This is a genomic window from Kitasatospora sp. NPDC085895 (assembly GCF_040702125.1).
Classification (GTDB): domain Bacteria; phylum Actinomycetota; class Actinomycetes; order Streptomycetales; family Streptomycetaceae; genus Kitasatospora; species Kitasatospora arboriphila.
On record NZ_JBFBJY010000031.1, the window covers coordinates 1 to 26,414 of the forward strand.

General features: G+C 75.3%; 23 protein-coding genes. 13 read left to right on the plus strand and 10 right to left on the minus strand.

The annotated features are described in order from the left end of the window. Positions 1 to 160 precede the first annotated feature (160 nt). Entirely contained in the window at positions 161 to 637 is a 477-nt protein-coding gene (locus AB0442_RS20200; protein WP_366164312.1) for a hypothetical protein, read from the plus strand. 4 nt (positions 638 to 641) lie between these two features. Here the strand turns inward: AB0442_RS20200 and hrpB are convergent, their stop codons facing one another. Both hrpB and AB0442_RS20210 read right to left on the minus strand, forming a co-directional pair. Then, positions 642 to 3,146 carry an ATP-dependent helicase HrpB gene (gene hrpB, locus AB0442_RS20205; RefSeq protein WP_366164313.1) on the minus strand — a complete coding sequence of 835 codons (2,505 nt, stop codon included), beginning with the start codon at positions 3,144 to 3,146 and terminating at the stop codon, positions 642 to 644. 6 nt (positions 3,147 to 3,152) lie between these two features. After that, complete coding sequence (locus AB0442_RS20210) at positions 3,153 to 4,025, minus strand: class I SAM-dependent methyltransferase (protein ID WP_363540390.1); 873 nt, start codon at positions 4,023 to 4,025, stop codon at positions 3,153 to 3,155. Positions 4,026 to 4,456: 431 nt separating this feature from the next. Between AB0442_RS20210 and rpsA the strand changes: the two genes are divergently transcribed. Both rpsA and AB0442_RS20220 read left to right on the plus strand, forming a co-directional pair. Then, complete coding sequence (gene rpsA / locus AB0442_RS20215; protein WP_095876832.1) at positions 4,457 to 5,947, plus strand: 30S ribosomal protein S1; 1,491 nt, start codon at positions 4,457 to 4,459, stop codon at positions 5,945 to 5,947. Positions 5,948 to 6,152: 205 nt separating this feature from the next. Continuing rightward, positions 6,153 to 8,405 carry an MMPL family transporter gene (locus tag AB0442_RS20220; RefSeq protein WP_366164314.1) on the plus strand — a complete coding sequence of 751 codons (2,253 nt, stop codon included), beginning with the start codon at positions 6,153 to 6,155 and terminating at the stop codon, positions 8,403 to 8,405. A gap of 25 nt (positions 8,406 to 8,430) precedes the next feature. Here AB0442_RS20220 and AB0442_RS20225 read toward each other — a convergent pair whose 3' ends face one another. Both AB0442_RS20225 and AB0442_RS20230 read right to left on the minus strand, forming a co-directional pair. Then, the gene (locus AB0442_RS20225) at positions 8,431 to 8,577 is read right to left on the minus strand and encodes a hypothetical protein (RefSeq protein ID WP_159400795.1); all 147 of its coding nucleotides are present in this window, start codon (positions 8,575 to 8,577) and stop codon (positions 8,431 to 8,433) included. A 218-nt stretch (positions 8,578 to 8,795) separates the two neighbouring features. Beyond that, on the minus strand, positions 8,796 to 9,212 hold the full coding sequence (locus tag AB0442_RS20230; protein ID WP_366164315.1) for a MarR family transcriptional regulator: 417 nt from the start codon (positions 9,210 to 9,212) through the stop codon (positions 8,796 to 8,798). Positions 9,213 to 9,276: 64 nt separating this feature from the next. Here AB0442_RS20230 and AB0442_RS20235 point away from each other — a divergent pair, with 64 nt between their 5' ends. From AB0442_RS20235 to AB0442_RS20245, 3 genes are all read left to right on the plus strand, one after another. After that, complete coding sequence (locus tag AB0442_RS20235; protein WP_366164316.1) at positions 9,277 to 9,918, plus strand: MBL fold metallo-hydrolase; 642 nt, start codon at positions 9,277 to 9,279, stop codon at positions 9,916 to 9,918. A gap of 176 nt (positions 9,919 to 10,094) precedes the next feature. Beyond that, positions 10,095 to 10,604 carry a hypothetical protein gene (locus tag AB0442_RS20240; RefSeq protein ID WP_366164317.1) on the plus strand — a complete coding sequence of 170 codons (510 nt, stop codon included), beginning with the start codon at positions 10,095 to 10,097 and terminating at the stop codon, positions 10,602 to 10,604. A 30-nt stretch (positions 10,605 to 10,634) separates the two neighbouring features. Further along, positions 10,635 to 11,288 (plus strand): class F sortase, encoded by a 654-nt coding sequence (locus tag AB0442_RS20245; RefSeq protein ID WP_366164318.1) that lies wholly within the window; start codon positions 10,635 to 10,637, stop codon positions 11,286 to 11,288. A 61-nt stretch (positions 11,289 to 11,349) separates the two neighbouring features. Here the strand turns inward: AB0442_RS20245 and AB0442_RS20250 are convergent, their stop codons facing one another. Further along, entirely contained in the window at positions 11,350 to 12,237 is an 888-nt protein-coding gene (locus AB0442_RS20250) for an alkaline phosphatase family protein (RefSeq protein ID WP_366164319.1), read from the minus strand. Positions 12,238 to 12,449: 212 nt separating this feature from the next. On the opposite strand from AB0442_RS20250, the gene coaE reads away from it, so the two are divergent. After that, complete coding sequence (gene coaE, locus AB0442_RS20255; RefSeq protein ID WP_344622468.1) at positions 12,450 to 13,037, plus strand: dephospho-CoA kinase; 588 nt, start codon at positions 12,450 to 12,452, stop codon at positions 13,035 to 13,037. A gap of 3 nt (positions 13,038 to 13,040) precedes the next feature. Here coaE and AB0442_RS20260 read toward each other — a convergent pair whose 3' ends face one another. Continuing rightward, on the minus strand, positions 13,041 to 14,294 hold the full coding sequence (locus AB0442_RS20260) for a DUF6596 domain-containing protein (protein WP_366164320.1): 1,254 nt from the start codon (positions 14,292 to 14,294) through the stop codon (positions 13,041 to 13,043). Further along, a complete protein-coding gene (locus AB0442_RS20265) occupies positions 14,291 to 14,653 on the minus strand; it encodes a YciI family protein (RefSeq protein ID WP_363540382.1) in 363 nt (120 codons plus the stop codon). The genes AB0442_RS20260 and AB0442_RS20265 overlap by 4 nt, the downstream gene beginning before the upstream one ends. A 139-nt stretch (positions 14,654 to 14,792) precedes the next feature. Between AB0442_RS20265 and AB0442_RS20270 the strand changes: the two genes are divergently transcribed. Beyond that, positions 14,793 to 15,443: a helix-turn-helix domain-containing protein gene (locus AB0442_RS20270; protein WP_366164321.1), complete on the plus strand. Its 651-nt coding sequence runs from the start codon at positions 14,793 to 14,795 to the stop codon at positions 15,441 to 15,443. 114 nt (positions 15,444 to 15,557) lie between these two features. On the opposite strand, the gene AB0442_RS20275 is transcribed toward AB0442_RS20270, so the two are convergent. From AB0442_RS20275 to AB0442_RS20285, 3 genes are read right to left on the minus strand one after another with little or no spacing between them, the layout of a single operon-like run. Further along, complete coding sequence (locus AB0442_RS20275) at positions 15,558 to 17,891, minus strand: FtsX-like permease family protein (RefSeq protein WP_366164322.1); 2,334 nt, start codon at positions 17,889 to 17,891, stop codon at positions 15,558 to 15,560. Positions 17,892 to 17,895: 4 nt separating this feature from the next. Then, a complete protein-coding gene (locus AB0442_RS20280; RefSeq protein ID WP_366164323.1) occupies positions 17,896 to 18,672 on the minus strand; it encodes an ABC transporter ATP-binding protein in 777 nt (258 codons plus the stop codon). Continuing rightward, positions 18,651 to 19,154: a PadR family transcriptional regulator gene (locus AB0442_RS20285; protein ID WP_366164324.1), complete on the minus strand. Its 504-nt coding sequence runs from the start codon at positions 19,152 to 19,154 to the stop codon at positions 18,651 to 18,653. Before AB0442_RS20285 ends, AB0442_RS20280 begins: the two co-directional genes overlap by 22 nt. A 193-nt stretch (positions 19,155 to 19,347) precedes the next feature. Between AB0442_RS20285 and AB0442_RS20290 the strand changes: the two genes are divergently transcribed. From AB0442_RS20290 to AB0442_RS20310, 5 genes are all read left to right on the plus strand, one after another. Further along, positions 19,348 to 20,562, plus strand: a complete 1,215-nt coding sequence (locus AB0442_RS20290) for an ABC transporter substrate-binding protein (RefSeq protein ID WP_366164367.1) — start codon at positions 19,348 to 19,350, stop codon at positions 20,560 to 20,562. Positions 20,563 to 20,791: 229 nt separating this feature from the next. Further along, the gene (locus AB0442_RS20295; protein WP_366164325.1) at positions 20,792 to 22,486 is read left to right on the plus strand and encodes a glycoside hydrolase family 13 protein; all 1,695 of its coding nucleotides are present in this window, start codon (positions 20,792 to 20,794) and stop codon (positions 22,484 to 22,486) included. 353 nt (positions 22,487 to 22,839) lie between these two features. Continuing rightward, positions 22,840 to 24,165, plus strand: a complete 1,326-nt coding sequence (locus tag AB0442_RS20300) for an extracellular solute-binding protein (protein WP_366164326.1) — start codon at positions 22,840 to 22,842, stop codon at positions 24,163 to 24,165. Between the two features lie 7 nt (positions 24,166 to 24,172). After that, positions 24,173 to 25,471, plus strand: a complete 1,299-nt coding sequence (locus tag AB0442_RS20305; protein ID WP_366164327.1) for an ABC transporter permease subunit — start codon at positions 24,173 to 24,175, stop codon at positions 25,469 to 25,471. Then, complete coding sequence (locus tag AB0442_RS20310; RefSeq protein WP_344622458.1) at positions 25,468 to 26,376, plus strand: carbohydrate ABC transporter permease; 909 nt, start codon at positions 25,468 to 25,470, stop codon at positions 26,374 to 26,376. Before AB0442_RS20305 ends, AB0442_RS20310 begins: the two co-directional genes overlap by 4 nt. The last annotated feature ends 38 nt before the right edge of the window (positions 26,377 to 26,414 follow it).

Below are 26,414 nucleotides of genomic sequence, written 5' to 3' on the forward strand. Positions count from 1 at the left end.
ACTCTCGCCGCACCGGACGGAAGTCCGAGTACGTCCAGTACGAGGACTTCCGTCCGGCACGCCGACAGCACGCACCGGACGCCGCTCCTTGACGGGCGAAGGTTGCCTGACGCGGCACTAGAATCCGCGCCACGATTCAAGATCGCAGAGGGGTGCGGAGATGGACGAGGACGGGAGAGCCGTGCGGAGCGGCCGGCGCCGGGCATGGATCGGCGCCGGCGCGGGCGTGGCGCTGCTGGCGGTCGGTGGCAGCGCCCGGGCGCTGCCCGGCGGGTCGGAGCACCCACCGGCGGCCCGGCCGGTGCCGACCGTCACGGCCCCGCCGACCCCGTCGCCGGGCGCGACCGTCCCGTCGCCGGGCGCGGCCGCTGCGGCGCCGACTCCGACGGCATCCCCGTCCGCGGACCCCGCCCGCGCCGCATCGCCGGAGGCGACCCGGGCCCGGGCGACCCGGGCGGTCCCTCCCACCCGCCGGGCGACCGCGACGCCCCGGTGGCAGACCAGCCCCCGCACCGACGACCCGCAGAACGACGGCGGCAGCACCACCCACAACGGCGCCTGCGCCACCAACCCCGCCGGCGAGATCATGACCTGCGACCCGGTGAAGACCGGCACCCCGCTGCCCCGCACCCCGTGAGGGGTCACTTGCGCGGGTTGGCCCGCCGGGTGGGCTCGGCGGTGGTGGGGTCCTCCGGCCAGGGATGGCGGGGATAGCGGCCGCGGAGGTCGGCGCGGACGGCCCGGTAGCCGTCCCGCCAGAACGAGGCGAGGTCGCCGGTGACCGCGGCCGGGCGGCCGGCGGGGGAGAGCAGGTGAACGGTGAGCGGGACGCGCCCGCCGGCCAGCGCCGGCGCCGCCTGCCAGCCGAACAGCTCCTGGAGCTTCACGGCGAGGACGGGCCGCTCCCCGGAGTAGTCCACCCGGATCCTCGACCCGCTCGGGACCGCGATCCGCTCGGGCGCCAGCTCGTCCAGCCGCCCGGCCTCGCCGCCCGCCCAGGGCAGCAGCCGCTGCAGGGCGGCGGCGGTGTCGATCCGGCCGAGGTCGGCCCGCCGCCGGGCCCGGGAGAGCTCCGGCTCCAGCCAGTCGGCGGCCCGTTCCAGCAGGGCCTGCTCGGAGACGTCCGGCCACGGGTCGCCGAGCACGCGGTGCAGGAAGGCCAGCCGCTCCCGCAGTCCGTCCGCGGTCGGCGGCCAGGACAGCAGGGCGAGGACGCCCTCCCGGGCGAGCCCGTCCAGCAGGGCGGCCCGCACCGGCACCGGGTCCGGGTCGGTGAGCGGCGCCGCGGTGAGCTCCACCGCGCCGAGCCGGGCGACCCGCCGGGCGGTGACGTCGCCCTCGCGGGCGGACCAGTGCACCTCCTCGCGTTCGGTGACCAGGGCGGCGCCGGCCCGCCGGGCGGTGGCCTCGTCGAGCGCGACGGCCCGCCGCACCCGGGCCGAGGGAGAGCCCGCCGGCCGGTCGGCCACCGCAACCGCGAGCCAGCCGGCGCCGGAGAGCAGCGAGCCGGGGCCGAGCTCGGCGGCGGTGCCGGAGGCCATCAGGTAGCCGCGGTCGCCGCCGCGGGCACGGGCGATCCGCTCCGGGTGGGCGAGCGCGACGACCAGTCCGGCCGCGACCTCGTCGGACACGGCACCCTCCCCGCCGGGCCCGGAGCCGTCCTGCCGCAGCCGCCGGGTCTCGTCCCGCCAGCGGCGCGCGTACGGGTCGTCGGCACCGCGGACGCTCCGCCAGACGGCGAGCAGGTCGTCTCCGAGGGCGCGCGGCGGCTCCTCGGAGAGCAGGGCGACGAGCTCCGCGGCACGGCGGGCGCCCACCAGGCCGGTGCCGTCCAGGAGGGCCCGGGCGAGCCGGGGGTGCAGCCCGGTGCGGGCGATCCGGCGGCCGCGGTCGGTGGCCCGCCCGTCGGCGTCCACGGCGCCGAGCGCCCGCAGGGTGTCCCGGGCGGCGGCCATGGCGCCGGCCGGCGGCGGGCCGGGCAGGGCGAGGCCGCGGGCGTCCGGGTCGCCCCAGCAGGAGGCCTGCAGGGCGAAGCCGGTCAGGTCGGCGAGGGCGATCTCCGGGGTCGGGAAGGGCTGCGCGCGGGCGTCCTCGACCTCGGCCCAGCAGCGGTAGACGGTGCCGGGGGCCTCGCGGCCGGCCCGGCCGGCGCGCTGCCTGGCGGCGGCCAGCGAGACCCGGACGGTGACCAGCCCGCCGAGACCGCGGGCGTGGTCGGTGCGCGGCTCCCGGGCGAGACCCGAGTCGACGACGGTGCGCACGCCGGGCACCGTCAGCGAGGACTCGGCCACGGAGGTGGCGAGCACCACGCGCCGCCGGGCGCCCGGGGCGAGCGCCGCGTCCTGGACGGCCTGCGGCGCCTGGCCGTGCAGCTGCAGCACCTCGACGCCGGTGCCGAGCAGCCCGGCGACCCGGGCGATCTCGCCGACGCCGGGCAGGAAGCAGAGCACGTCGCCCTCGCGTTCGGCGAGCGCCCGGCGGACGGTGGCCGCGACGTGGTCGAGCAGCAGCGGATCCGTCCGGGTGCCGTGCGGCGGCCGGACGGCGCGCGGCGGGGGAGCCCACGCCACCTCGACGGGGTGGGACAGCCCGTGCGCCTCGACCACCGGTGCGCCGCCGAGCAGCTCCGCCCAGGCCGCGGTGTCGGAGGTCGCGGAGGCGCAGACCAGCTGCAGCTCCGGCCGCAGCGCCGCCCGGACGTCGAGCAGGAAGGCGAGCGCGGTGTCGGCGTCCAGGTGCCGCTCGTGGCACTCGTCGAGGACGACCGCGTCGACGCCCGGCAGCTCCGGGTCGCGCTGCAGCCGCTGCAGCAGGACGCCGGTGGTGACCACCTCGACCACCGTCCGCGGCCCGACCCGCCGCTCGCCGCGGACGGTGAGGCCGACCTGCTCGCCGACGGCGCCGCCGAGCAGCCAGGCCATCCGGCGGGCCGCGGCGCGCACGGCGAGCCGGCGGGGTTCGGCGACCAGGACGCGGCGGGCGGGCCCGGGCAGGCCGTCGGCGAGCCCGGCGAGGGCCAGCGGGACGAGGGTGGTCTTGCCGGAGCCGGGCGGTGCGGCGAGCACCGCGGCGCCGTGCCCGGCGAGGGCGCGCTGCAGTGGGGGGACGGCGGTGCGGACGGGCAGTTCGAGGCCTGCGGGGCGCACCGGCGGTCAGCCCCGCTGCGCGACGAAGATCGCGGTGCCGGGGATCAGCCGGCCGCGCAGCGGCGACCAGCCGCCCCACTCCTGGTCGTGGCCCTCGGGCCACTCCGGTTCGACGAGGTCGAGCAGCCGGAAGCCGGCGGCGGTGAGCTCGCGGACCCGGTCGCCGAGGGTGCGGTGGTGCTCGACGTAGGTGGCGCGGCCCTGCTCGTCCTGCTCGACGTAGGGGGTGCGGTCGAAGTAGGAGGCGGTGGCGGTGAGGCCCTCGACGCCGGGCTCGTCGGGGAAGGCCCAGCGGATCGGGTGGGTCACCGAGAAGACCCAGCGGGCGCCGGGCCGCAGCACCCGGTGGACCTCGCGCATCAGTGCGGCGGTGTCGGCGGAGAAGGGCACCGCGCCGTAGGCGGAGCAGGCGAGGTCGAAGGAGCCGTCGGCGAAGGGCAGCACCGCGGCGTCGGCCTGGACGACGGCGACCGGGTCGCCGCCGCGGACGAGGTCGATCCGCCGGGAGTGCTGCAGCTGGCGGAAGGAGATGTCGAGGGCGACCGGGCGGGCGCCGCGGGCGGCGAGCCAGCGGGAGCACTGGGCGGCGCCGGCGCCGATCTCCAGCACGTCGAGGCCCTTCAGCGCGGCGGGGTCGCCGAGCAGCCGGGCGTCGGACTCGTCGAGGCCCTCGGGGCACCAGGTGAAGCGGTCGTCGCCGAGGAAGGCGCCGTGCTCGTCCTGGTACTCGTCGGCGTTGCGGTCCCACCAGTGGCGGCTGGCCCGGCTGGACTCGCCGGGGTCGGCCGTGCGCCGGACGGCGTCGTCCTCCTCGCCGTGGCCGCCGTGCTCGCGGTGGCCGCGGTCGTCGTCGGCGGGGTGGTCGGGGGTGCTGGTCACGATGCTGGGCCCGTCGCGTAGGGTGTCGGTTGCGGAAGCGCCGCTGCCGTGAACCGGCTCCGTACGGGACCGGGTCGGGGTGGTGGCATCCGGGGACGTCCCCTGCGACAGCCGCCGTTCTGGCGCGCTGTTGGAGGATATGGCCTGATCCATCCCGGCCTCCACCGGTCTCGACGCCCTTCGCGTTGACCGTGCCAGGCTGTCCCCGTATGCTACAAGTTGCGCTGCGGGCCTGCGCGCCTCGGACGGAGCAGGTCGCGCTCGCATCTGTCGAAGACCCCACGGTCTGCAAGACGGACACCTGTCCTTCAGGATTTCTCATGGGGGTCGGTGCGCCGTGTTCTTGGCTGTCCGGCTTTCGGTGGGAGCGATACGGGCCCTCCGCGTGGCATTACCTACGACTTCATGTCCGTACCGGAGCCCTTTTCCTAATGACGAGCCCCACCGACACCTCTGTCAGCACCACCCCGCAGGTTGCGGTCAACGACATCGGCGACGCGGACGCGTTCCTCGCGGCGATCGACGAGACCATCAAGTACTTCAACGACGGCGACATCGTTGAGGGCGTCATCGTGAAGGTCGACCGTGACGAGGTGCTCCTCGACATCGGTTACAAGACCGAGGGTGTCATCCCGTCCCGCGAGCTCTCGATCAAGCACGACGTCGACCCCCACGAGGTTGTCTCCGTGGGCGACAACATCGAGGCCCTGGTCCTCCAGAAGGAGGACAAGGAGGGTCGTCTCATCCTGTCCAAGAAGCGCGCCCAGTACGAGCGCGCCTGGGGCACGATCGAGAAGATCAAGGAAGAGGACGGCATCGTCACCGGTACCGTCATCGAGGTCGTCAAGGGTGGTCTCATCCTCGACATCGGCCTCCGCGGCTTCCTCCCGGCCTCGCTGGTCGAGATGCGCCGTGTCCGCGACCTCCAGCCGTACGTCGGCAAGGAGCTCGAGGCCAAGATCATCGAGCTGGACAAGAACCGCAACAACGTGGTCCTGTCCCGCCGTGCCTGGCTGGAGCAGACCCAGAGCGAGGTCCGCCAGACCTTCCTCACCACCCTCCAGAAGGGCCAGGTGCGCTCCGGCGTCGTCTCCTCGATCGTCAACTTCGGTGCCTTCGTGGACCTGGGCGGCGTCGACGGCCTGGTGCACGTCTCCGAGCTGTCCTGGAAGCACATCGACCACCCGTCCGAGGTCGTCGAGGTCGGCCAGGAGGTCACCGTCGAGGTCCTCGACGTGGACATGGACCGCGAGCGCGTCTCCCTGTCGCTGAAGGCGACCCAGGAGGACCCGTGGCAGCAGTTCGCCCGGACCCACCAGATCGGCCAGGTCGTCCCCGGCAAGGTCACCAAGCTGGTTCCGTTCGGTGCGTTCGTCCGCGTGGACGAGGGCATCGAGGGCCTGGTCCACATCTCCGAGCTGGCCGAGCGCCACGTCGAGATCCCGGAGCAGGTCGTCCAGGTCGGCGACGAGATCTTCGTCAAGGTCATCGACATCGACCTCGAGCGTCGTCGCATCAGCCTCTCGCTGAAGCAGGCCAACGAGTCCCTCGGTGCCGACCCGGCGTCGGTCGAGTTCGACCCGACCCTGTACGGCATGGCCGCGTCCTACGACGACCAGGGCAACTACATCTACCCGGAGGGCTTCGACCCCGAGGCGAACGACTGGCTGCCCGGCTTCGAGAAGCAGCGCGAGGAGTGGGAGCGGCAGTACGCCGAGGCCCAGGCCCGCTTCGAGCAGCACCAGGCCCAGGTCATCAAGAGCCGTGAGGCCGACGCCGCCGCTGCCGCCGAGGCCGGCGAGGAGGCCCCGGTCTCCGGTGGCGGCTCGTACTCCTCCAGCAGCGACGAGGGCTCCGGCGCTCTCGCTTCGGACGAGGCGCTCGCCGCGCTCCGCGAGAAGCTGGCCGGCGGCCAGAGCTGATCGCAGTGCGCGCAGCCTGAGGGCTGAGCAGTAGGAGGCGGAACCCCCGCCCGGTGTCGACCGGGCGGGGGTTCCGTCTTTGTTGTCCGGTATTTCTTATGTGTCGTTTACGTCACAGGAATTGTGAGATGAGGCTCATCGTCCCTCTATAGGACGAATCAGACTTTGCGCCTACATTGAGGGGAACTGCCCGAAAGGCTCCTTCATGCGCAATCCCCTCGCTGCCGCATCGCCTTCGCCCGCCGTCCTGCCCGCGCCCGCCGACCACTGGGTCGGCGGGCGACTCGCGGCCCTCGGCCGGGCGTGCTTCCGCCACCGCCGCTGGGTACTCGCCTTCTGGGCGTTCGTCCTCGCGGCCGGCGTGCTGATCGGCGGGCGGGTCTTCGAGGGGACGGTCGCCGGCGGCGGCTCCGGCGGCTCCGAGGCCGCCCGCGGCACCGCCGCCGTCCAGGCCGCCGACCCGGTCAAGGGCACCGTCACCGCCGTGGTGGACGGCGCGCCGGTCGCCGACGAGAAGGTACGGGCCGCGGTCACCGCCGCCACCGCCGAGATCTCCCACCTGCCCGGTGTGGTCTCGGTGGCCGACGCGTACTCCGGCACCCCCGGCATGGCCGCCGCGGACGGCCGGGCGAGCCTGGTCGCCGTACGGATGGCCGACGCCTCGACCCCGGCGCAGCTGGACGCCGTGACCGAGCGCCTCGACGCCGTCGACGCGGCCGGCACCCACGTGACCGTCGGCGGCGACCTCGTGCTGGAGCAGGAGGTCAAGTCGCAGACCGAGAAGGACACCCGCTTCGGCGAGATCGTCACCCTGCCGCTCACCCTGATCGTCATGGTGCTGGTCTTCGGCGGTCTCGCCGCGGCCGGCCTGCCGGGCATCGGCGCGATCGCCTCGGTCGGCGGCGCGCTGCTCGCCATGTTCGGCTTCAGCCGGATCATGGACATCGACACCAGCGTCCTGCCGATCGCCACCGTGCTCGGCCTCGGACTGTCCATCGACTACGCGCTGCTGATGGTCAACCGCTTCCGGGAGGAGCGCGGCCACGGCGCCACCGTCGCGCAGGCCGTGGAGCGCACCGCGGCCACCGCCGGGCGCACCGTCGCCTTCTCCGGCCTGACCGTCGCGGTCGCCCTGTCCGGCCTGTTCGTCTTCACCAGCCCGGTGTTCCGTGCGGTCGGCGTGGCCGGCGTGAGCGTCGTGGTGATCGCGGCCGCGGCCGCCCTCACCCTCGTCCCGGCACTGCTGGGCTTCGTCGGCCGGAGGATCAAGGCGCCGACCGAGCCCGTGCCCGACGAGGGCTTCTTCTCGCGGACGGTGCGGCGCGTCCAGAAGCGCGCGCTGCCGGTGATGCTGATCTGCGTGGCCCTGCTGACCGCCGCCGGCGCACCCTTCCTGGGTGCCCACCCGCGCAGCTCCGGCGCCGACGTGCTGCCCAAGTCCTTCGCCTCCCGGCAGGTCGCCGACACCGTCGCGCAGCGCTTCCCCGACCAGGCGGCCGCCCCGATCACCGTGGTCGTGAAGAGCGACCAGAAGACCGCCCAGGCGTACGCCGACGACGTGGTCGCCGGGCTGCCGGGCGTCGCCGGCGTCCGCGCGGTCACCCCGGTCGGCGACGGCCTCACCACCGTCGACGTGCTGGTGAAGGGCGACCCGCAGGGCGCCCGGGCCAAGAAGGTCGTCGGCGAGCTGCGGGACCACCGCGGCGGGCTCACCACCTACGTCACCGGCGACGCCGCCTCGGTCGCCGACTTCCAGCACGAGGTCGCCACCCGCGGGCCCTGGGCGCTCGGCCTGGTCGCCTTCGGCACCCTGGTGCTGCTGTTCCTGATGACCGGTTCGGTGGTGATGCCGGTCAAGGCGCTGCTGATGAACCTGCTGTCGCTGGGCGCCTCGCTCGGCGCGCTGACCATGGTCTTCCAGCACGGCTGGTTCAGCGGCCTGCTCGGCTTCACCCCCTCGGGCGGGCTGGAGACCTTCGTCCCGGTGCTGGTCTTCGCCTTCGCCTTCGGCCTCTCGATGGACTACGAGGTCTTCCTGCTCTCCCGGATCAAGGAGCTGTACGACCAGGGGCACGGCTGCACCCGGTCCGTCCAGCTCGGACTGCAGCGCAGCGGCAAGATCATCACCTCGGCGGCGCTGCTGATGGTGATCGTCTTCGCCGGGTTCGCCGCCGGGCAGATGCTCATGGTCAAGCAGATGGGCATCGCCCTGGCGGTGGCCGTCGCGGTGGACGCCACCCTGGTGCGGTGCCTGCTGGTGCCGGCCGCGATGAGCCTGGCCGGCGAGTTCAACTGGTGGGCGCCCGCGCCGCTGCGCAGGCTGCACCGCAAGATCGGCCTCAGCGAGCACGTGGAGCTGCCGCCGCTCGGCGCACGGGCGGTGCTGCCCGGACAGCGCGCCGAGGCGGAGCAGGTCGGGGCCGAGGTGGAGGCCGAGCAGGTCGCGCTGGCCCGCTGAGCGCGGCCCCGGCGGGGCCGTCCGGTCAGCGGTTGACGCAGGCGTTGCCGAAGCCCGGGGCCAGCCCGGCGGCGACGTCCAGCGGACCGCACGCGGAGGCGGCCCCCGCGGTGCCCAGCAGCAGACCGCAGACGGCTGCGGCGAGGACCAGGGCGGTGCGGACGGGGGTCATGGGGGCGTCCCTTCAAAAGCGCGGATGCGGGCGGCCTGCCCAACGCGAAGGCGGGCCCTGCGGCATGCGCCCGTCCGGGTGAGGGGGTACCCGCTAGGGGCGCGCCCTGGTTCGTACGGCGGCCCGCATCCCGATTGCGCAGTTCCCCGCGCCCCTGGGTCGCCCGCCCACCCCGCGCCCCTGGGGTGGCCCTCCCCGCGCCCCTGGGTGGTTGCCCTTCACGCCAGGCGGCGCAGGAGGGGGACGGCTTGATGGAGGAGTCGGCGTTCCTCGGGGGTGAGGCGTTCGGTGAGGGCGGTCGCGATGGTGCCCTCGCGGCGGGCGCGCTGGGCGTGCAGCGCGGCGGTGCCGGCCTCGGTGGCGGTGATCATCAGTTTGCGGCCGTCGGTCTCGTGCGGGCGCTGCTCGACCAGGCCGGCCTCGCCGAGCAGGGCGACCGTGCGGGCCATCGACTGGTGCCGCACCCGCTGCAGGGCGGCCAGTTCGCTGGTGGTGCGCGGGCCCTCGCGGACCAGCCAGCCGAGGACGGCGGCCTGGTTCTGCGGCAGTTCGTCGCCGGGGCGGAGGGTGCGCACCAGGGTGCCGATGGCGGTGCGCAGCTCGGCGGCCAGCTCCAGGGGGTCGACCTCGTCCATGGGGATCATGCTACCGAGAACTTCCTGCAGCCAAACTGTGCAGCATTGCTGTAATATTTTCCGCATGCGACTGACGAAGCTCGGACACGCCTGCGTCCGCATCGAACACCAGGGCACCACCGTCGTCATCGACCCCGGAGCGTTCACCGAGGCCGACGCCACCCGCGGCGCGGACGCCGTCCTGATCACCCACGAACACATGGACCACTTCGCCGAGGACCGGCTGCGGGCCGCCGTCGAGGCCGACCCGGGCCTGCGGATCTGGACCAACCGCGCGGTGGCCGTGCAGCTGGAGGGCATCGGCGCGCGGGTCGCCGTGGTCGGCGAGGGCGACGCCTTCGACATCGACGGCCTCGGCGTGAGTGTGCACGGCGAGTGGCACGCCGTCATCCACCCCGACGTCCCGCGTGTCGGCAACATCGGCTTCCTGCTCGACGGGCGGCTGTTCCACCCCGGCGACGCGCTGACCCTGCCGCCGCACCCGGTGGACACCCTGCTGCTGCCGATCGCCGGGCCCTGGACCAAGGTCTCGGAGCTGATCGACTACGTCCGGGAGGCCGGCCCGGGGCGGGCGCTGGCGATCCACGAGGCCGTGCTCAGCGACATCGGGCAGATGGTGCACGGCCGGCTGCTCGGCGAGGGCGGGCCGGGGACGGGTGCCGCGTTCGCGCAGCTCGCCGCGGGGGAGCAGCTCGACCTCGGGTGACCCGCGGCGCCGCGGCCGGTCCGGCCTGGCTGCCGGAAACCTGTCAATTCGTAAGCGGATTATGTGAGTTGTCGTCATAAACACCCGATTGGCGGTGGTATGTCCGTCTCTGGTCCGGGACCCTGTGGGGCCAGGGAGCCGCGGAACCGTCGCGGTTCCACGGGCAAGGAGGACGGATGTCGATCGGGACGAGGGCGGGTGCGGCCGCCGCCGTGGCCTGCGGAGTACTGGCCATGCTCACCGCCGGTGCGGGCGCCGCGTACGCGGACGGCGGCGCCGCCACACCGTTCAAGGGCCGCACCGAGGGCGGCAGCCTGGAGCTGGTGAACGGCGACGTCGTGGCCTGCGCCGGTGTCGGCGAGGTCCGCGTCGTCGACGCCCGGGGCGAGCACGTCCCCGGCGCGCCGGGCACCAGTTTCACCACCGTCGCCGGGACGAAGGTGCTCACCAAGAGCGCCGACACCGTCGAGGTGACCGTCGGCGGTGCCTCCGCCGCCGTCACCTGCGGCCCCGAGCTCTTCCCGACCACCACCGCGTCCGTCCCCAAGGGACCCTCCCTCGCCGGAGGCGGCGGCGGAGTCCTCGGGGCGGACCCGGCCGAGACTGCCGCCGGCGGGGCCCTACTCGCGGCCGGCCTCGCCGGCGGCGCCTTCGTCCTGCGCCGCCGGCACGCCGCCCGGGCCTGACCGGACGGCCCGCCGAAGGAGGCGCCGACGGTGCGACGACCCCCGACCCGCAGGGCCCGTACGGCCCTCGCCGCGGCCACGGCCGCCGCCACCGCCGGCGCCTGGCTGGTGCACGACGGCACCCGCACCCAGGCCCCGCCCGCACCCACCGCGGCCGACGCCCGGCCCGCCGCCACACCGACGGCGGCGGCCGGGACGGCCCCGGCCGGGTCGGGACCGGCCGCGATGCCCTTCTCCCTGCCCACCCGGCTGCGCATCCCGGCGATCGGCGTCGACGCCCCCGTCACCGGTGTCGGCCTCGACGCCGCCGGCGGAGTCCAGGTGCCGCCCGTCGGCGACCGGAACCTGGCCGGCTGGTACCGGCTCGGCACCGCCCCCGGGGCCGCCGGGAACGCCCTGCTGGTCGGCCACGTCGACACCGAGCGCGGACCCGCCGTCTTCTGGGCGCTCGGCTCGCTGCACCGCGGCAACACCCTCGACGTGCTGCGCGCCGACGGCAGCACCGCCCGCTTCGCGGTCGACACCGTCGAGGTGCTGCCCAAGGCCGGCTTCCCCGCCGACCGGGTCTACCGCGCCACCGCCCGGCCCGAGGTGCGCGTCGTCACCTGCGGTGGCGGCTACACCCGCGCCACCGGCTACCAGGGCAACGTGGTCGTCTCGGCCCACCTGGTGTCGGCCCTGTGACCGGTACCGCTCCTGTGGCCGGCGCCGGCGCGGTGGCCCGGGAAGGCCCGGTGACCGGCCGTCAGGCCGCCGCGACCGGCAGGGCCGCCGGCGTGAACGGGCGGCCGTCCAGCGTCCAGTGCGGGTCCGGCACGATCTCCAGCGCGGCGTACACGTGCGCCGCCACATCGGTGTGGTGCAGCGGCAGCACCGGCCCGCCCGGCACGATCCCCGGGCCGCAGGCCGCGATCCACGCCGTGCGCTCCAGGTCGGTGCGGCCGCCGTGGCCGCCGCCGTCGAGGTGCCCGTGGTCGGTCACCACGATCACCGTCCACTCCTCCTCGGCGTACCCGGCCCGGCCGCGGACCGCCGCCAGCAGCCGGCCCAGCCGGGCGTCCGCGGTCTCCACCGAACGCCGGTACTCCTCGCCGCAGCCGAGGAAGTGCGCCGTCTCGTCGACCGCCCCCAGGTAGACGAACGAGGCCTGCGGATCGTCGTCGCTGCGCCCCAGCACGTACTCGGCCTCGGCGGTCACCCGCTCGTCGCAGACCTCCCACGCCTCCGGGGTGTCCTCCAGCGGAGCGATGTACGCCAGCCGGCCGGGCGCCGCGAACAGCGGGCCGCCGCTGCGGGCCAGGAACAGCGGCTCCCAGCCGCCCGCCGCGAAGGTCCGGCGCCGGTGCACGGCCGCCAGCCGGGTGGTGAAGTCCGGGAAGACGTCCAGCCGGTTGCCGCCGAAGTGGTTGCCGAACACGCCGTGCTTGGCCACCCCGACACCGGTCACCACCGTCGCCCAGCACGGCCCGGACATCGTCGGCGTCGCCTCGTCCACCTGCACCGCGGCGAGGAATCCGGCCCCGGCCACCGCGTCCAGGTGCGGGGTGTGCAGCGACGGCAGCAGGTCGAGCCGGACGCCGTCGATGCCGACGACCAGCACCCGCCTCGGACCGGCGGGCCAGGTGGGGGACATCGGTGCTCCTCTCGGGTGGACGATCCCCGGCACCCTAACCACTCGCGGACCGGCGAGCTGCCGCTCCGCAGCCCCCGGGGCCGGTATTTCGCCAGGACGCCGCCGGATGTTCGACCCGCGTTCGCCCGGCGGCGACCGGCCGGGGAAGCGGGCGGACGATCGGCGGGGGAGCGCCCTGCGGCCCCGGGTGACCGGGCGGTAGCCTGGGCGCCATGCTGAGGATCGGACTGACGGGCGGGATCGGCGCGGGCAAGAGCGAGGTGTCCCGGCAACTCGCCGCACTCGGCGCGGTCATCGTGGACTCCGACCTGATCGCCCGCGAGGTGGTGGCCCCCGGGACGGACGGACTGCGCGCCGTCGTCGCCGAGTTCGGCCCCGAGGTCCTGCAGCCGGACGGCTCGCTCGACCGGCCCGCCCTCGGCCGGCTCGTCTTCGGCCACCCCGAGCGGCTCGCCGCGCTCAACGCGATCGTCCACCCCCTGGTACGCGCCCGCTCCGCCGAACTCGAGGCCGCCGCCGGACCCGAGGACGTCGTCGTGCACGACGTCCCGCTGCTCGCCGAGAACGGCCTCGCCCCGCTCTACCAGCAGGTCCTGGTCGTCGACGTGCCCGACGGTATCCGGCTCGACCGGCTGGTACGGCTGCGCGGCATGGCCGCGGACGAGGCCGAGGCCCGGATGGCCGCCCAGGCCACCCGCGAGGACCGGCTCGCCGTCGCCGACATCGTCATCGACAACAGCGGCTCGCTGGAGGACCTCACCGCCCGCGTCCACCAGGTCTGGGAGCAGCTCACCGCCTAGGAGTCACGGCCGCGGATCCAGCCGGCGGGCGCGGGCCGCCAGGTGGCGGCGTTCCGGGGCGGCGGTCGACCGGGCCGCGGCCTCGCGGTACGCCTGCGCGGCGGCCTCCCGCTCGCCCAGCAGTTCCAGCAGGTGTGCGCGGGTGGCGAGCACCCGGTGGTGACGGGCCGTCCGCCGGTCCGCGCGGAGCGGCTCCACCAGCGCGAGGCCCGCCGCCGGGCCGTGCACCATCGCCACCGCGACCGCCCGGTTCAGGGTGACCATCGGGTTGGGCCCGAACCGCTCCAGCAGCTCGTACAGCACCAGGACCTGCGGCCAGTCGGTGGCCTCCGTGCTCCCCGCCTCCGCGTGCACCGCCGCGATGGCCGCCTGCACCTGGTACGGCCCGACCCGCCCCAGCGGCAGCGTCCGGCTGATCAGCTCGACGCCCTCGGCGACCAGCCGGCCGTCCCACCGGCCGCGGTCCTGCTCCGCCAGCGGCACCAACTCGCCGCCCGCCGTCGTCCGGGCCGGCCGACGGGCGTCGGTGAGCAGCATCAGCGCCAGCAGTCCGGCCGTCTCGGCGTCCTCCGGCACCAGGCGGTGCAGCAGCCTGGTGAGCCGGACCGCCTCCGCCGACAGCTCCGGAGCCGTCAGGTCCGGGCCCGCCGTGGCGGTGTGGCCCTCGTTGAACACCAGGTACAGCACCTGCCGCACCTCGGCCAGCCGCTCGGCGGCCTCCGCCCCCTCCGGCAGCGCCGGCGTCCCGCCCGCCGCCCGCACCGCCTGCTTCGCCCGGCTGATCCGCTGCGCCATCGTCGCCTCCGGCACCAGGAACGCCGCGGCGATCTGGGCCGTCGTCAGGCCGCCGACCGCGCGCAGCGTCAACGCGATCCGGCTCGGCGCGGACAACTCCGGCCGGCAGCACAGGAACAGCAGCGTCAGCGAGTCGTCCCGCTCCGACTCCGGGAGCTCGTCCGCGGCGTGCGCGAGCAGCGCGGACTGCGGGGTGGCCAGCGCCAGTGCGTCCTCGCGGCGGCGGCGCGCCACCTCGCTGCGCACCTGGTCGACCAGGCGGCGGGAGGCGACCGTCACCAGCCAGGCCCGCGGGCTGTCCGGCACCCCGTCGCGCGGCCACTGCACGGCCGCTGCCAGCAGCGCCTCCTGCACCGCGTCCTCGCAGGGGTCGAAGGTGCCGTGGCGGCGGACGAGCGCGGCCAGGACCTGCGGCGCCAGCTCGCGCAGCAGGCCCTCGACCGCCCCCGACCCACCACTCACCGGAACGCCGGGGACTCGTGCAGGACCGGCCACAGCTCCACCGGGTCGACATCGGCGAACGGCATGTCGGCGGCGATCCGCTGCGCCCGCTCCAGGCTCTCGCAGTCCAGCAGGTAGAAGCTCGCCAGGTACTCCTTGGTCTCCAGGTACGGGCCGTCGGTGACCGCCGGCGCACCGGCCTCGCGGCGGACGAGCTGCGCGGCGGCCGCGTCCGCGAGGCCGTACGCGCCGAGCAGCTCGCCGCTCTCGCGGTACTTCCGGTTGAACGCCTCCTGTTTGGCGATCGCCTCCGGCCACGCCTCGGCCGGGAAGGACTCCCACTTGGCCTGGTTGCCGTAGATCATCGCGACGTACTTCATCTCGGGGTGCCCTCCGTCCGGCGCGCCCCGTGGCGCGCTCTCACCCTTCAGTCGGAGCGGGTCGCCGGTGCCTCGACATCCCGCGACAGGATTCTTTCCGAGATCTTCGGAGGCATCCAGGGACGGCTAAGGTGTGCGCGTGGCAGACGGGGAGCGGCCGGCGCCGCAGCGGCGGGACGCACGGCGCAATCGGGAGGCACTGGCGGCGGCCGCCGCGGACGTCTTCGCCGAACTCGGCCTCGACGCCCCGCTCGACGTCATCGCCCGCCGCGCCGGGGTCGGCAACGCCACCCTCTACCGGCACTTCCCGACCCGCGAGGACCTGATCGGCGAGGTCTTCCGCCCCGCGGCCGCCGTCCTCGCGGAGGCCGGCGAGGAAGCCCTCGCGGCCGAGGACGCCTGGACGGCCGTCGAAGGCTACTTCACCCGGATCTTCGAACTCGTCGCCACCAGCCGCGGCATCAACGACCTGGTGACGATGGCCATTCCGACCGTCCCGGTGCTCGCCGACATGAGCCGCCGCAACGCCGCGACCGTCGGGATCCTGGTCGCCCGGGCGCAGGAACAGGGCACGATGCGGGGCGACGTCGTCGCGACGGACCTGCTGTTCCTGCTCGGACCGCTGTGCCGGGCGGTGCCCGCGGCGGACGGCCTGCGGCCGGGGTTGTGGCGGCGCCACCTCGCCCTGCTGCTGGACGGCTTCCGCGCCCCTGCCGCCCACCCGCTCCCCGAACCGCCCATCGGCGACGACCGGCTCGACCAGCTCTTCGCAGACCTCTGGGAAGCCTGACGGGGAGGACCCACCCAGGGGCGCGGGGAGGGCTCGCCCCAGGTGGCGGGGAACTGCGGAGGCTCACCCCACACGCCCCTGATGTGGCTGCCCTCCGTGGAGAGGGATCGCAGTTCAGATGCGGTGGAGGACTTCGCCGGCGGGTTCGCGGGCGGCTCGGAGGGCGGGGAGGGCGGCCGCGGCTGCCGCGGTGAGGACGGCTGCGGTGACCAGGGTGGTGAGGGCGGCGGCGGAGGGTGGGTGGGCGAGTCCGGCGCCGACGCCGGTCGCGGCGCCCTGGGCGTCGATCAGGGCGAGGGCGAGCGGTACGCCGAGGGCGGCGCCGAGCAGGCCGCCGAGGAGGGCGACGGTGGCGCAGCGGGTGACGACGAGGGCCATCGCCTGCCGCGGGGTGAGGCCGATGGTGCGCAGCAGGGCGAGGTCGCGGCGGTGGGCGCGCAGCGCGACCGCGGCGACGGTGAGGAGTTCGGCGAGGGTGATGAGGGCGAGCAGGGCGACCAGGCCGACGACGGCGGCGCGGACGGTGGCGAGTCCGGCGAAGGGTGCGGTGGTGGGCCGGACGTCGAGGCGGCCGGGGAAGGCGGCGGCCAGGGCGGCGGAGACCCGGTCGGCGTCGGCGCCGGGCCGGAGGGTGAGCGTCCAGTAGTCGGGCCGGGGGTCGGTGGTGGTGGCGTCGGCGAGGGTGTCGAGGCCGGTGGAGACGATGCGTCCGCCGCGGTCGGGTTCGACGACGCGGCCGACGACGTGCAGGATCCGCGGGGTGCCGTCGGTGGTGACGCGGGCCCACTGGCCCACCCGGATGCCGAGGAGGTCGAGGGCGCCCTGTCCGGCGACGGCTTCGCCGGTGGCACGGACGGGCCGGCCCTCGACGACGTCGAACGGGTAGGGGCGGTCGGTGGTGCCGAGGGCGCGCAGGGTGACGGTGGCGGACTGGCCGGGGGCGAGGGCCTCGCGGTCGGCGCCGGGGTGGACGCCGGAGACGGCGGGGTCGGCGGCGAGGGCGGCGGGCAGCGGGTCGTCCGGTCCGGCGGCGCGGACGGTGAGGGCGGTGGCCGAGCCGGCGGTGGCGGTGCGGCCGAGTCCGTCGAGGGTGGACCAGGCGGTGAGGGCGAGGGTGCAGGCGAGGACGGGGACGGCGATCCGCAGGGCGGCGGTGGCGGTGCGGCCGCGGCCGCGGACGGCGCCGCGCACGCCGAGGACGAGGGCGGGCGGCAGCCGGCGCAGCAGGGCGAGCCGGGCGGGGCGGGGCGGCCGGTCCTGGGCGGGTTCGCCCTCGGCGGGCGGGACGGCGGGGATCCGGGCGGCCCGCAGGGCGGGCAGGGCGGAGGCGGCGGCGACGGTGACCAGGCAGGCGGGGGCGGCGAGCAGGGCGAGCGGTCCGCTGCCGAAGACGGCGCGGGCGAGTGCCCAGGGGGTGGCGGTGACGCCGGGGTCGGGGGCGAGGGCGGGCAGCAGGGCGGCTGCGGCGAGGGCGCCGGCGCCGCCGATCAGCAGTCCGGCGGCGGCGAGCAGCAGGTGCTGGGCGACGAACATCCGGGCGATGCCGGCGGGGGTGAAGCCGAGGGCCTTGAGGGTGGCGATGTCGCCGAGGCGGGAGCTGATCCGGCCGGCGGCGGCGCCGGCGACGGCGAGGGCCGCGGCGGCGAGGGCGGCGAGGCCGCACAGGCCGAGCAGCAGGCCGGCGGGTCGGCTCTCGCGTTCGTGGGAGTCGCGGGCGTCGGTCCAGGTGGCGACGCGGGTGACGTCGCCGCCGAGGGTGGTGACGGCGCGCTGGGCGGTGTAGTCGGCGTCGGCGGGGTGGGCGAGGCGCAGGCCGACGGCGTGGCCGCGCAGGGCGGCGGTGGGCTGGACGGTGTCGAGGGTGCCGGGCAGCACCCAGGCGAGTCCGGGCCGCAGGTCGGGGTAGCGGGCGCGGTCGGGGCTGTCGGCGATGCCGAGGACGGTGAGGGTGTGGCTGCGCCCGTCGGGCCCGCGCAGGGTGAGCCGGTCGCCGGGGCGGGCCCAGGCGGCGGAGGCGAGGGAGTGTTCCAGGACGATGCCGTCGGGGCGGGCGGCGTCGAGCCGGTCGCCGGCGACGGGCAGCGGGGCGGAGACGGGGGGCGGGCCGGGGTCGGTGGCGCGCAGCGAGAGCGGCAGTTCGGGTCCGGTGACGGGCCGCCCGTTGCGGCCTGTGAGGGTGGCGGCGGTGGTGTCGTACGGGCCGCCGACGGCGGTGATGCCGGGCAGCCTGGCGAGGGCGGTGTCGGCGTGGTCGGTGCGGGTCTCGATCCACACGTGGGCGCCGTCGGCGCGGGCGAACTGCCGCTGCCAGGGTCCGGTGACGTTGTTGAGCAGGGCGCCGGCGAGCAGCAGCGCGGCGGAGACGCCGGCGGTGGCGAGCACGACGAGCAGCGCGGGCAGCCGGTGGGAGGCGAGGTCCGCGCGGATCCAGCGGAGGGCGGCGCGCACCGGCTCAGCCGCCGAGGTCGAGGACGTCGCGGACGCCGCGGGCGGGCGGGGTGTCGTCGATCCGGGTGTCGTCGGTGATCAGGCCGTCGAAGAGGCTGACCACGCGGTCGGCGCTGCCGGCGACCCGGGCGTCGTGGGTGACGAGGACGATGGTGCGGCCCTTGGCGTGGTGGCGGGTGAGCAGGGCGAGGACCTCGCGGGCGCTGCGGCTGTCGAGGCTGCCGGTCGGCTCGTCGGCGAAGAGCAGGTCGGGGTCGTTGACGAGGGCGCGGGCGAGGGCGGCGCGCTGGCGTTCGCCGCCGGAGAGGTCGCCGGGGGCGGCGTCGGCGCGGTCGGCGAGGCCGAGGTCGGCGAGGAGTTCCTCGCGGCGTTCGCGGGCGGTGCGGGCGCTGTGGCCGGCGAGCAGGGCGGGCAGTTCGACGTTGTCGGCGACGGTGAGGTCGGAGACCAGGTTGCCGGTCTGGAAGACGATGCCGATCCGGCGGCGGCGCAGCACGGCCCAGTCGGCCTCGCGGAGGGTGTCGACGCGCCGGCCGTCGAGGTGGATCTCGCCGGCGTCGGGGCGGCGCAGCCCGGCGAGCAGGTGCAGCAGGGTGGACTTGCCGGCGCCCGAGGGACCGGTGACGGCGACGAAGTCGCCGCGTCCGACGGTGAGGTCGACGCCCCGGACGGCCCTGACCTCGGCGCCGCCGCGGGCGGCCCGGTGGGTCTTGACGAGTCCGGTGGCGCGCAACACCGGGACGGCGGTGTCCTGGCCTGTCACGTGAGCTCCTCCTGGCATCTCTCCAGCCAGTCGAGGTCGGCCTGCAGGTGCAGGACGGCGCCCTCGATGAGCAACTGGGAGACCTGGTTGCCGCGTTCCTCGGCGGCCATCCGGTTCAGGCCGCGCATGACGTTGAGATAGTGCCGGCGCTGGTTGTTGATCAGCGTCAGCCGGTCGGCCAGCTGCGTCTCGGGGGCCAGCACGAGTTTGAGGAAGAACTCGTCGCGGACCCGCGGTCCCTCGGAGGGCTCGCTGAGCCACTTGGCCACCTCCTGGCGGCCGGTGTCGGTGATGGCGTAGACGCGCTTGTCGGGTTTGCCGTCCTGCGCGACGTCCTGGCCTTCGATGAGGCCGGCCTTCTCCAGACGTCCGAGGGTGACGTAGACCTGGCCGATGTTCGCACGAGGGTACGCCGCGCCGAAGGTCTGCTCAAGGGCCTGCTTCAGCTCGTAGCCGTGCGCCGGCTCCTTGGCGAGCAGCGCGAGCAGCGGTAGCCGCACTCGGACCCTCCCCTCCCTTCGTTCGCCCGGGCATACTCTGTCGTCATTGGCTTGTCGTCCGCGACGCGGCCCGGCTGGTTCGGCCCGGTCACACGGTACGCGAGGCGGGCGGTCCCGCCCATCGGCGGGCGGAGTGGAGGTCGGTACGGTGCGCCGTCGGAGTCTGGGGAAGTTGGCGGGGGCGCTGGCCGGCGTGCTGCTGGCGGGCGGCTGCTCGCTGCCCGAGGACCCCGACGACCCGGACGCGTCCGGCACCGGGCCGGTCACCCTGGTCACCGGCCGGGACCGGGCCGGCTACCTGCAGGGACTGCTGGACAGCTGGAACACCGGGCACCCCGGCGAGCGGGCGACGCTGGTGGAGCTGCCGGACGCGGCGGACGAGGTCCGGGCGCAGCTGGCGGAGGGCCTGGCCCGCGGCAGCGACCGCTTCGACGTGGTCAACCTGGACGTGGTGTGGACGGCCGAGTTCGCCGAGAAGGGCTGGATCGCGCCGCTGGACGCCGGGATGGCACCGGCCGGTCTGCTGCCGTCGGCGGTCGGCACCGGGCGGTGGCGGGACCGGCTGCACGCGGTGCCGTTCACCACCAACGTCGGGCTGCTGTACTACCGCAGTGACGTGCTGGCCGCGGAGGGCGTGCAGCCGCCGCGCACCTGGGCGGAGCTGGAGCGGCTCGCCCGCGAGGTGGCGCCGCGGCACGGCCTGGACGGCTACGCGGGTCAGCTGCTGCCGTACGAGGGGCTGACGGTGAACGTCGCGGAGGCGGTCGGCTCGGCGGGCGGGCGGCTGCTGGACGACCGCGGCGCGGTGGCGGTGGACACCCCGCAGGCCCGCGCGGGACTGGAGTTCCTGGCGCGCGGGGTGCGGGAGGGCTGGATCCCGCGGGCGGCGCTCGGCTACCGCGAGGAGGAGTCCCGGCAGGCGTTCCAGGACGGCCGGCTGCTGTTCCTGCGCTGCTGGCCGTACGTGTACCCGCAGGCCCAGGGGCCGGGTTCGGCGGTGGCCGGGAAGTTCGGCGTGGTGCCGCTGCCCGGCCCGGACGGTCCGGGCACCTCGGTGCTCGGCGGCTCCGACCTGGCGGTCAACTCCCGCTCCCGGCACGGGCGGACGGCCCGGGACCTGATCCGCTTCCTGACCGGGCGGGACGTGCAGCGCCGGGTGCTCACCGAGGGCGGTCTGCCGCCGGTGCGGGCGGACCTGTACACCGACCCGGAGTTGGTGCGGCGCCACCCGTACCTGCCGGTGGTGCGGCAGGCCCTGGAGGGCGCGGTGCGCCGGCCGGCCTCGCCGGAGTACCAGCAGGTGAGCCTCGCGGTGAGCGCGGCGGCGTACGAGGCGCTGCTCGGCCGCAGCAGCGCGGACGAGGCGGTGGCGCGGATGGCCGCGGACCTGAAGTCGATCTCCGGCTGACCTCCGGAAGCAGCCCGCCAGGGGCTCGGATACTTACTTGTTAAGTATTCGAGCCCCTTCTTTTGTATGCATTTGATGAGCTCTGTCTGCATATGGTCGGTGAATGTGCTCTGGACGGCACCTGTCGAGCTACCTAACATGCATGTATCCCCGCGGCCCGGACGGCGCATGCGGGACCCTGTGCGACCTCTGCGGCGCTGCCCCGCCGTGTCCTTCCTGAAGGTGACGAATGCTCACGTCCCCCACCCCGGGCGATCCACCGGCCGTGCCCGCCCACGCCCTGCTCACCGCCCCGCCGGCGGTCGGCCCCGACCGCCCCTGGTGGCGGGACGCGGTCGTCTACCAGGTCTACCTGCGCAGCTTCCAGGACTCCGACGGCGACGGCATCGGCGACCTGGCCGGCGTCCGCGCCCGACTCCCGTACCTCAAGCGCCTCGGCGTGGACGGCGTCTGGCTCAACCCGTTCTACGCCTCCCCGCAGCACGACCACGGCTACGACGTCGCCGACCACTGCGCCGTCGACCCGCTGTTCGGCACCCTCGACGACTTCGACCTGCTCGCCGAGGACTGCCGGCTGCTGGGCCTGCGGCTGATCCTCGACATCGTGCCCAACCACTGCTCCCGCGAGCACCCGTGGTTCGAGGCCGCGCTGCGCGCCGCACCCGGCAGCCCCGAGCGGGCGTTCTTCCACTTCGCCGACGGCCGCGGCGAGAGCGGCGAACTGCCGCCCAACAACTGGCGGGCGATGTTCGGCGGCCCCGCCTGGACGCGGATCCGCGAGGCCGACGGCGGCTGGGGCCAGTGGTACCTGCACCTGTTCACCCCCGAGCAGCCCGACCTCAACTGGCGCCGCCCCGAAGTCGCCTCGGAGTTCGAGCGGATCCTGCGCTTCTGGCTCGACCGCGGCGCCGACGGCTTCCGGATCGACGTCGCCGCCGGCCTGTTCAAGCACCCCGACCTGCCCGACTCGCCCGACCCGGAGGCCGACGAGCGCACCCGCGACTCGGTCAACCCGCTCGCCTGGAACCAGCCCGAGGTGCACGGCATCTGGCGCCGCTGGCGCGCCGTCTGCGAGGAGTACACCGCCCGCGACGGCAGGCAGCGCCTGCTCGTCGGCGAGGCCTCCGTACCCACCGCCGCCGAACAGGCCGCCTACCTGCGCCCCGACGAACTCCACCAGGCGTTCTTCTTCCACCTGCTGCACGCCCCCTGGGACGCCGCCCACTGGCACCGGGTCATCGACGCCGCCGTGCACGACATCGCCGCCACCGGATCCACCGTCACCTGGGTGCTCAACAACCACGACCAGGTCCGCACCACCAGCCGCTTCGGCGCCACCGACCCGCTGGCCGGCGCCGCCCGCGCCCGCGCCGCCGCCCTGCTGATGCTCGCCCTGCCCGGCGCCGCCTACCTCTACCAGGGCGAGGAACTCGGCCTCCCCGAGGTCGACGACCTGCCCGACGAGGTGCTCACCGACCCGATCTACCACCGCACCGGCAGCCGCACCGGCATCCGGGACGGCTGCCGCATCCCGATGCCCTGGTCCGGGCACGAGCCGCCGTTCGGCTTCGCCCCCGACGGCGGCAAGGAGCCCTGGTTGCCGCAGCCCGCCCACTTCGCCGCCCACACCGCCGAACGCGCACTCGCCGACACCGGCTCCGCCTGGCACCTCTACCGCGAGGCGCTGCACCTGCGGCGCGTCCTGCCGCAGCTCGGCGAGGGCACCCTGCGCTGGATCGACACCCCGCCCGGCGTGCTCGCCTTCGTCCGCGGCGACGGCCTGCTGTGCGCCGTCAACTTCGGTGACGAGCCGGCCCTCGCCCCCGTCGACGGCGAACCGCTGCTCGCCAGCGGACCCTGCCCGCCCTGCACCCTCCCCGCCGGCACCGCCGCCTGGTGGACGGCCGGCGCGGCCACGCTCTGACGTCCAGCCAACAACGCTCTGCCGCACCCCTGAACCGGCCGCGCGCCCACACACGCGGCCCGGCCGCCCCGGACGACTCCGGCGCGGCGGCCACCGGCCCGCCCCGCGACACCCTCCCGCCCGCGGGGCGGGCCACCCCGAGACGTCCGCGCGACCTGCCTCCCCGCGCGGCACCGGCCGCCCATCCACCCGCGGCCGCGCCCGCTCCGCCGACCACCGCGCCACGCATCCGCGGCCCGGCGGGGCGGGCACCCCACGGCACTCCTCCACCGGCAGCCCGGCCGCCCACGGCCGGCCCCACCCCCGAACGGCACCCGGCCCCGGCCGGGACCGCCGACCGAGAGGACACCACCATGCGATCCCTGCGAGCGGCCGTCGCCCTGACGGCCACCCTCGGCCTGGCCGCCACGGCCACCGCCTGCGGCAGCGGCGGCACCGCCGCCGACAAGGCCTCCGCCAAGCCCCTCGACGGACAGACCGTCAGCGTCGCCGCCGCCTGGACGGGCGTCGAGCAGAAGAACTTCCAGAAGGTGCTGGACGCCTTCACCGCGAAGACCGGTGCCAGGACCGTCTACATCTCCACCGGCGACAACGTCTCCACCCTGGTCGGCAGCAAGATCGAGGGCGGCGACCCGCCGGACGTCGTGATGATGCCGCAGCTCGGCGTCCTCCAGCAGTTCGCCCGCAAGGGCTGGCTGGAGCCGCTCGCCCCCGCCGTCGCCGACAGCCTGCACCGCGACTTCGCCAAGATCTGGGCCGACTACGGCACCGTCGACGGCAAGCTCTACGGCCTGTACTTCAAGGCCGCCCACAAGTCGACCGTCTGGTACAGCCCCGCCGCCCTGGACACCGCCGGCGTCAAGCCGCCCACCACCTTCGACCAGCTGCTCGCCGCCGGCCACGCCGTCTCCGACAGCGGCCTGCCGGCCTTCTCCGTCGCCGGCGAGGCCGGCTGGCCGCTCACCGACTGGTTCGAGAACATCTACCTCTCCCAGGCCGGCCCGGAGAACTACGACAAGCTCGCCAAGCACCGGATCCCCTGGACCGATCCGACCGTGGTCGCCGCCCTCACCACCCTCGGCAAGGTCTTCGGCGACCCGCAGCTCGTCGCCGGCGGCGGCAAGGGCGCCCTGCAGACCGACTTCCCCGAGTCCGTCCAGGCCGTGTTCGGCGACAAGCCGACCGCCGCGATGGTCTACGAGGGCGACTTCGTCGGCGCCGTCGTCTCCGGCGAGCTGAAGAAGAAGGTCGGCGAGGACGCGAAGTTCTTCCCCTTCCCGGCCGTCGGCACGGGCAAGGCGCCGGTGGTCGGCGGCGGCGACGCGGCCGTCGTCCTCAAGGACGCCAAGCACAAGGACGCCGCCCAGCAGCTGCTGGAGTTCCTCGCGGGCCCCGAGGCCGGCGAGGTCTGGGCCGGCGCCGGAGGGTTCCTCTCGCCCAACAAGGCCGTCAAGCCCGCCGCCTACCCGGACGACACCACCCGGCAGACCGCCGAGTCGCTGATCGCCGCCGCCGACGGCTTCCGCTTCGACCTCTCCGACCAGGCCCCCGCCGCCTTCGGCGGCACCCAGGGCAGCGGCGAGTGGAAGCTCCTCCAGGACTTCCTGGCGAACCCGTCCGACGTCAACGGCACCGCCCAGCGGCTGGAAGCCGCCGCGGCCGCCGCGTACAAGGGCTGACGTCCCCATGAGGACGCCCACCCGACCCCGGAGCTCCGGCGCCGCCCTGCGGCGCCGGGGCCCGGCCCCCCTCTTCCTGCTGCCCGCCCTCGCCCTGCTCGGCGCACTGGTGCTGTACCCCATCGGCTGGTCCGTGGTCCGCAGCCTCTACGACGCGCCCGGCACCGGCTTCGTCGGGCTCGGCAACTACCGCACCGCGTTCACCGACGACGCCACCCTCACCGCGCTGCGCAACAGCGCGATCTGGGTCGCCGTCGCGCCCGCGCTGGTCACCGGCCTCGGCCTGGTCTTCGCCGTGCTCACCGAGAAGGTCCGCTGGGGCACCGCCTTCCGGCTGCTGGTGTTCATGCCGATGGCGATCTCCTTCCTCGCCGCCGGCATCACCTTCCGGCTGGTCTACGAGCAGGACCCGGCCCGCGGCGTGCTGAACGCCGCCGCGGTCGCCGTCCACGACACCTTCGACCCCGACCCCTCCTACCCCGGCGCCCGGCCCCGCCCCGGCGGGCCCGCCGCAGCCGCCGACGGCGCGGTGCGCGCCGTCCCGGCCGCACCCGGCAGCGCCGTCGCCGTGCCGCTCGTCGGACTCAAGCCCGCCACCCTGCCCGCCGCGGCGAAGCCCGCGGCCGCACCGGCGTCAGGCGACGGCGTGCACGGCACCGTCTGGCTCGACGTCACCCCCGGCGGCGGCACCCCCGGCACGGTCGACCCCGGCGAACGCGGCCTGCCCGGCGTCACCATCCGCCTGCTCGACGGGCAGCGGCAGGTCGCGACCGCGACCACCGCCGCCGACGGCTCCTTCGCCTTCCCCGGGCACCCGGGCGGCACCGTCGAACTGCCCGCGTCGAACTTCGCCGCCCCCTACCGCGGCCTCGCCTGGCTCGGCCCCGGCCTGGTCACCCCGGCGATCGTCGGCGCCTACCTGTGGATCTGGGCCGGTTTCGCGATGGTCGTCATCGCCGGCGGCCTCGCCAACCTGCCGCGGGAGACCCTGGAGGCCGCCCGGATGGACGGCGCGGGGGAGTGGCAGATCTTCCGCCGGATCACCGTGCCGCAGCTCGCCCCCGTGCTCGGCGTCGTCCTGGTGACCATGGTCATCAACGTGATGAAGATCTTCGACCTGGTCTTCGTCGTCGCCCCCGGCCCCGTCCAGCAGGATGCCGGCGTGCTCGCCCTGCGCCTGTGGCTGGTCTCCTTCGGCGGCGGCAACGACCAGGGCCTCGGCAGCGCCCTCGGCGTGCTCCTGCTGCTGCTCGTGGTGCCCGCCATGGTCCTCAACGTCCGCCGCTTCCGCAGGAGCACCCGATGACCCAGCTGCTCACCCGGCCCGCCCCCGGCAGCACCGCCGGGTCCACCCGGCCGCGGCCCCGCCTCGCCGCCCGGATCGCCGCCCGCACCCGCGGCGGCGCCGTCCAGGCGGTGCTGCTCGTCGCCGCCGCGCTCTGGCTGATGCCCACCGTCGGCCTGCTGCTCACCTCGCTGCGGCCCAAGGAGGACAGCGCCGCCTCCGGCTGGTGGACGGTGCTCGCCCACCCCGCCCGGCTCACCCTCGACAACTACACCGCCCTGCTCGGCGGCGGCGAGGTGCTCGGCGCGTTCTGGAACACCGTGCTGATCTCGGTGCCCGCCACCGCGCTCACCGTCGTGCTCGCGGCGCTCGCCGGCTACGCCTTCGCCTGGCTCGAATTCCCCGGCCGGGACTGGCTGTTCCTGGTCGTCGTCTGCCTGCTGGTGGTGCCCGTGCAGATCGGCCTGGTGCCGGTCGCCCGGCTGCTCGGCGCGGTCGGCCTGTTCGGCACCGTGCCCGGCGTGGTGCTGTTCCACGTCGCCTACGGCCTGCCGTTCGCCGTCTTCCTGCTGCGCAACCAGTTCCTGGAGATCCCGCAGGAGATCATGGAGGCCGCCAGGATCGACGGCTGCGGCGAGTGGCGGGTCTTCCGCCGGCTCGCGCTGCCGCTCGCGCTGCCCGCCCTCGCCTCACTGGCGATCTTCCAGTTCCTCTGGGTCTGGAACGACATGCTGGTGGCGCTGGTCTTCGCGGGCAGCGACTCGCAGCCGCTCACCGTTCTGCTGCAGTCCCAGATGCGGCAGTTCGGCAGCAACCTGGACGTGCTCGCCCCCGGCGCCTTCCTGTCGCTGTTGGTGCCGGTCGCCGTCTTCTTCTCCTGCCAGCGCTACTTCGTGCAGGGCGCGATGGCCGGATCCGTCAAGTAGCCGCCGTGCGGCGCCCGTTCCCCCAAAGTCACCAGGGG

Coding starts and splice junctions, on each gene's coding strand:
- coaE (WP_344622468.1), top strand. CDS start 12,450: ATGCTGAGGATCGGACTGACGGGCGGGATCGGCGCGGGCAAGAGCGAG.
- AB0442_RS20220 (WP_366164314.1), top strand. CDS start 6,153: ATGCGCAATCCCCTCGCTGCCGCATCGCCTTCGCCCGCCGTCCTGCCC.
- AB0442_RS20235 (WP_366164316.1), top strand. CDS start 9,277: ATGCGACTGACGAAGCTCGGACACGCCTGCGTCCGCATCGAACACCAG.
- rpsA (WP_095876832.1), top strand. CDS start 4,457: ATGACGAGCCCCACCGACACCTCTGTCAGCACCACCCCGCAGGTTGCG.
- AB0442_RS20280 (WP_366164323.1), bottom strand. CDS start 18,672: ATGCCAGGAGGAGCTCACGTGACAGGCCAGGACACCGCCGTCCCGGTG.
- AB0442_RS20265 (WP_363540382.1), bottom strand. CDS start 14,653: ATGAAGTACGTCGCGATGATCTACGGCAACCAGGCCAAGTGGGAGTCC.
- AB0442_RS20305 (WP_366164327.1), top strand. CDS start 24,173: ATGAGGACGCCCACCCGACCCCGGAGCTCCGGCGCCGCCCTGCGGCGC.
- AB0442_RS20240 (WP_366164317.1), top strand. CDS start 10,095: ATGTCGATCGGGACGAGGGCGGGTGCGGCCGCCGCCGTGGCCTGCGGA.
- AB0442_RS20310 (WP_344622458.1), top strand. CDS start 25,468: ATGACCCAGCTGCTCACCCGGCCCGCCCCCGGCAGCACCGCCGGGTCC.
- AB0442_RS20230 (WP_366164315.1), bottom strand. CDS start 9,212: ATGGACGAGGTCGACCCCCTGGAGCTGGCCGCCGAGCTGCGCACCGCC.
- AB0442_RS20300 (WP_366164326.1), top strand. CDS start 22,840: ATGCGATCCCTGCGAGCGGCCGTCGCCCTGACGGCCACCCTCGGCCTG.
- AB0442_RS20250 (WP_366164319.1), bottom strand. CDS start 12,237: ATGTCCCCCACCTGGCCCGCCGGTCCGAGGCGGGTGCTGGTCGTCGGC.
- AB0442_RS20200 (WP_366164312.1), top strand. CDS start 161: ATGGACGAGGACGGGAGAGCCGTGCGGAGCGGCCGGCGCCGGGCATGG.
- AB0442_RS20225 (WP_159400795.1), bottom strand. CDS start 8,577: ATGACCCCCGTCCGCACCGCCCTGGTCCTCGCCGCAGCCGTCTGCGGT.
- AB0442_RS20295 (WP_366164325.1), top strand. CDS start 20,792: ATGCTCACGTCCCCCACCCCGGGCGATCCACCGGCCGTGCCCGCCCAC.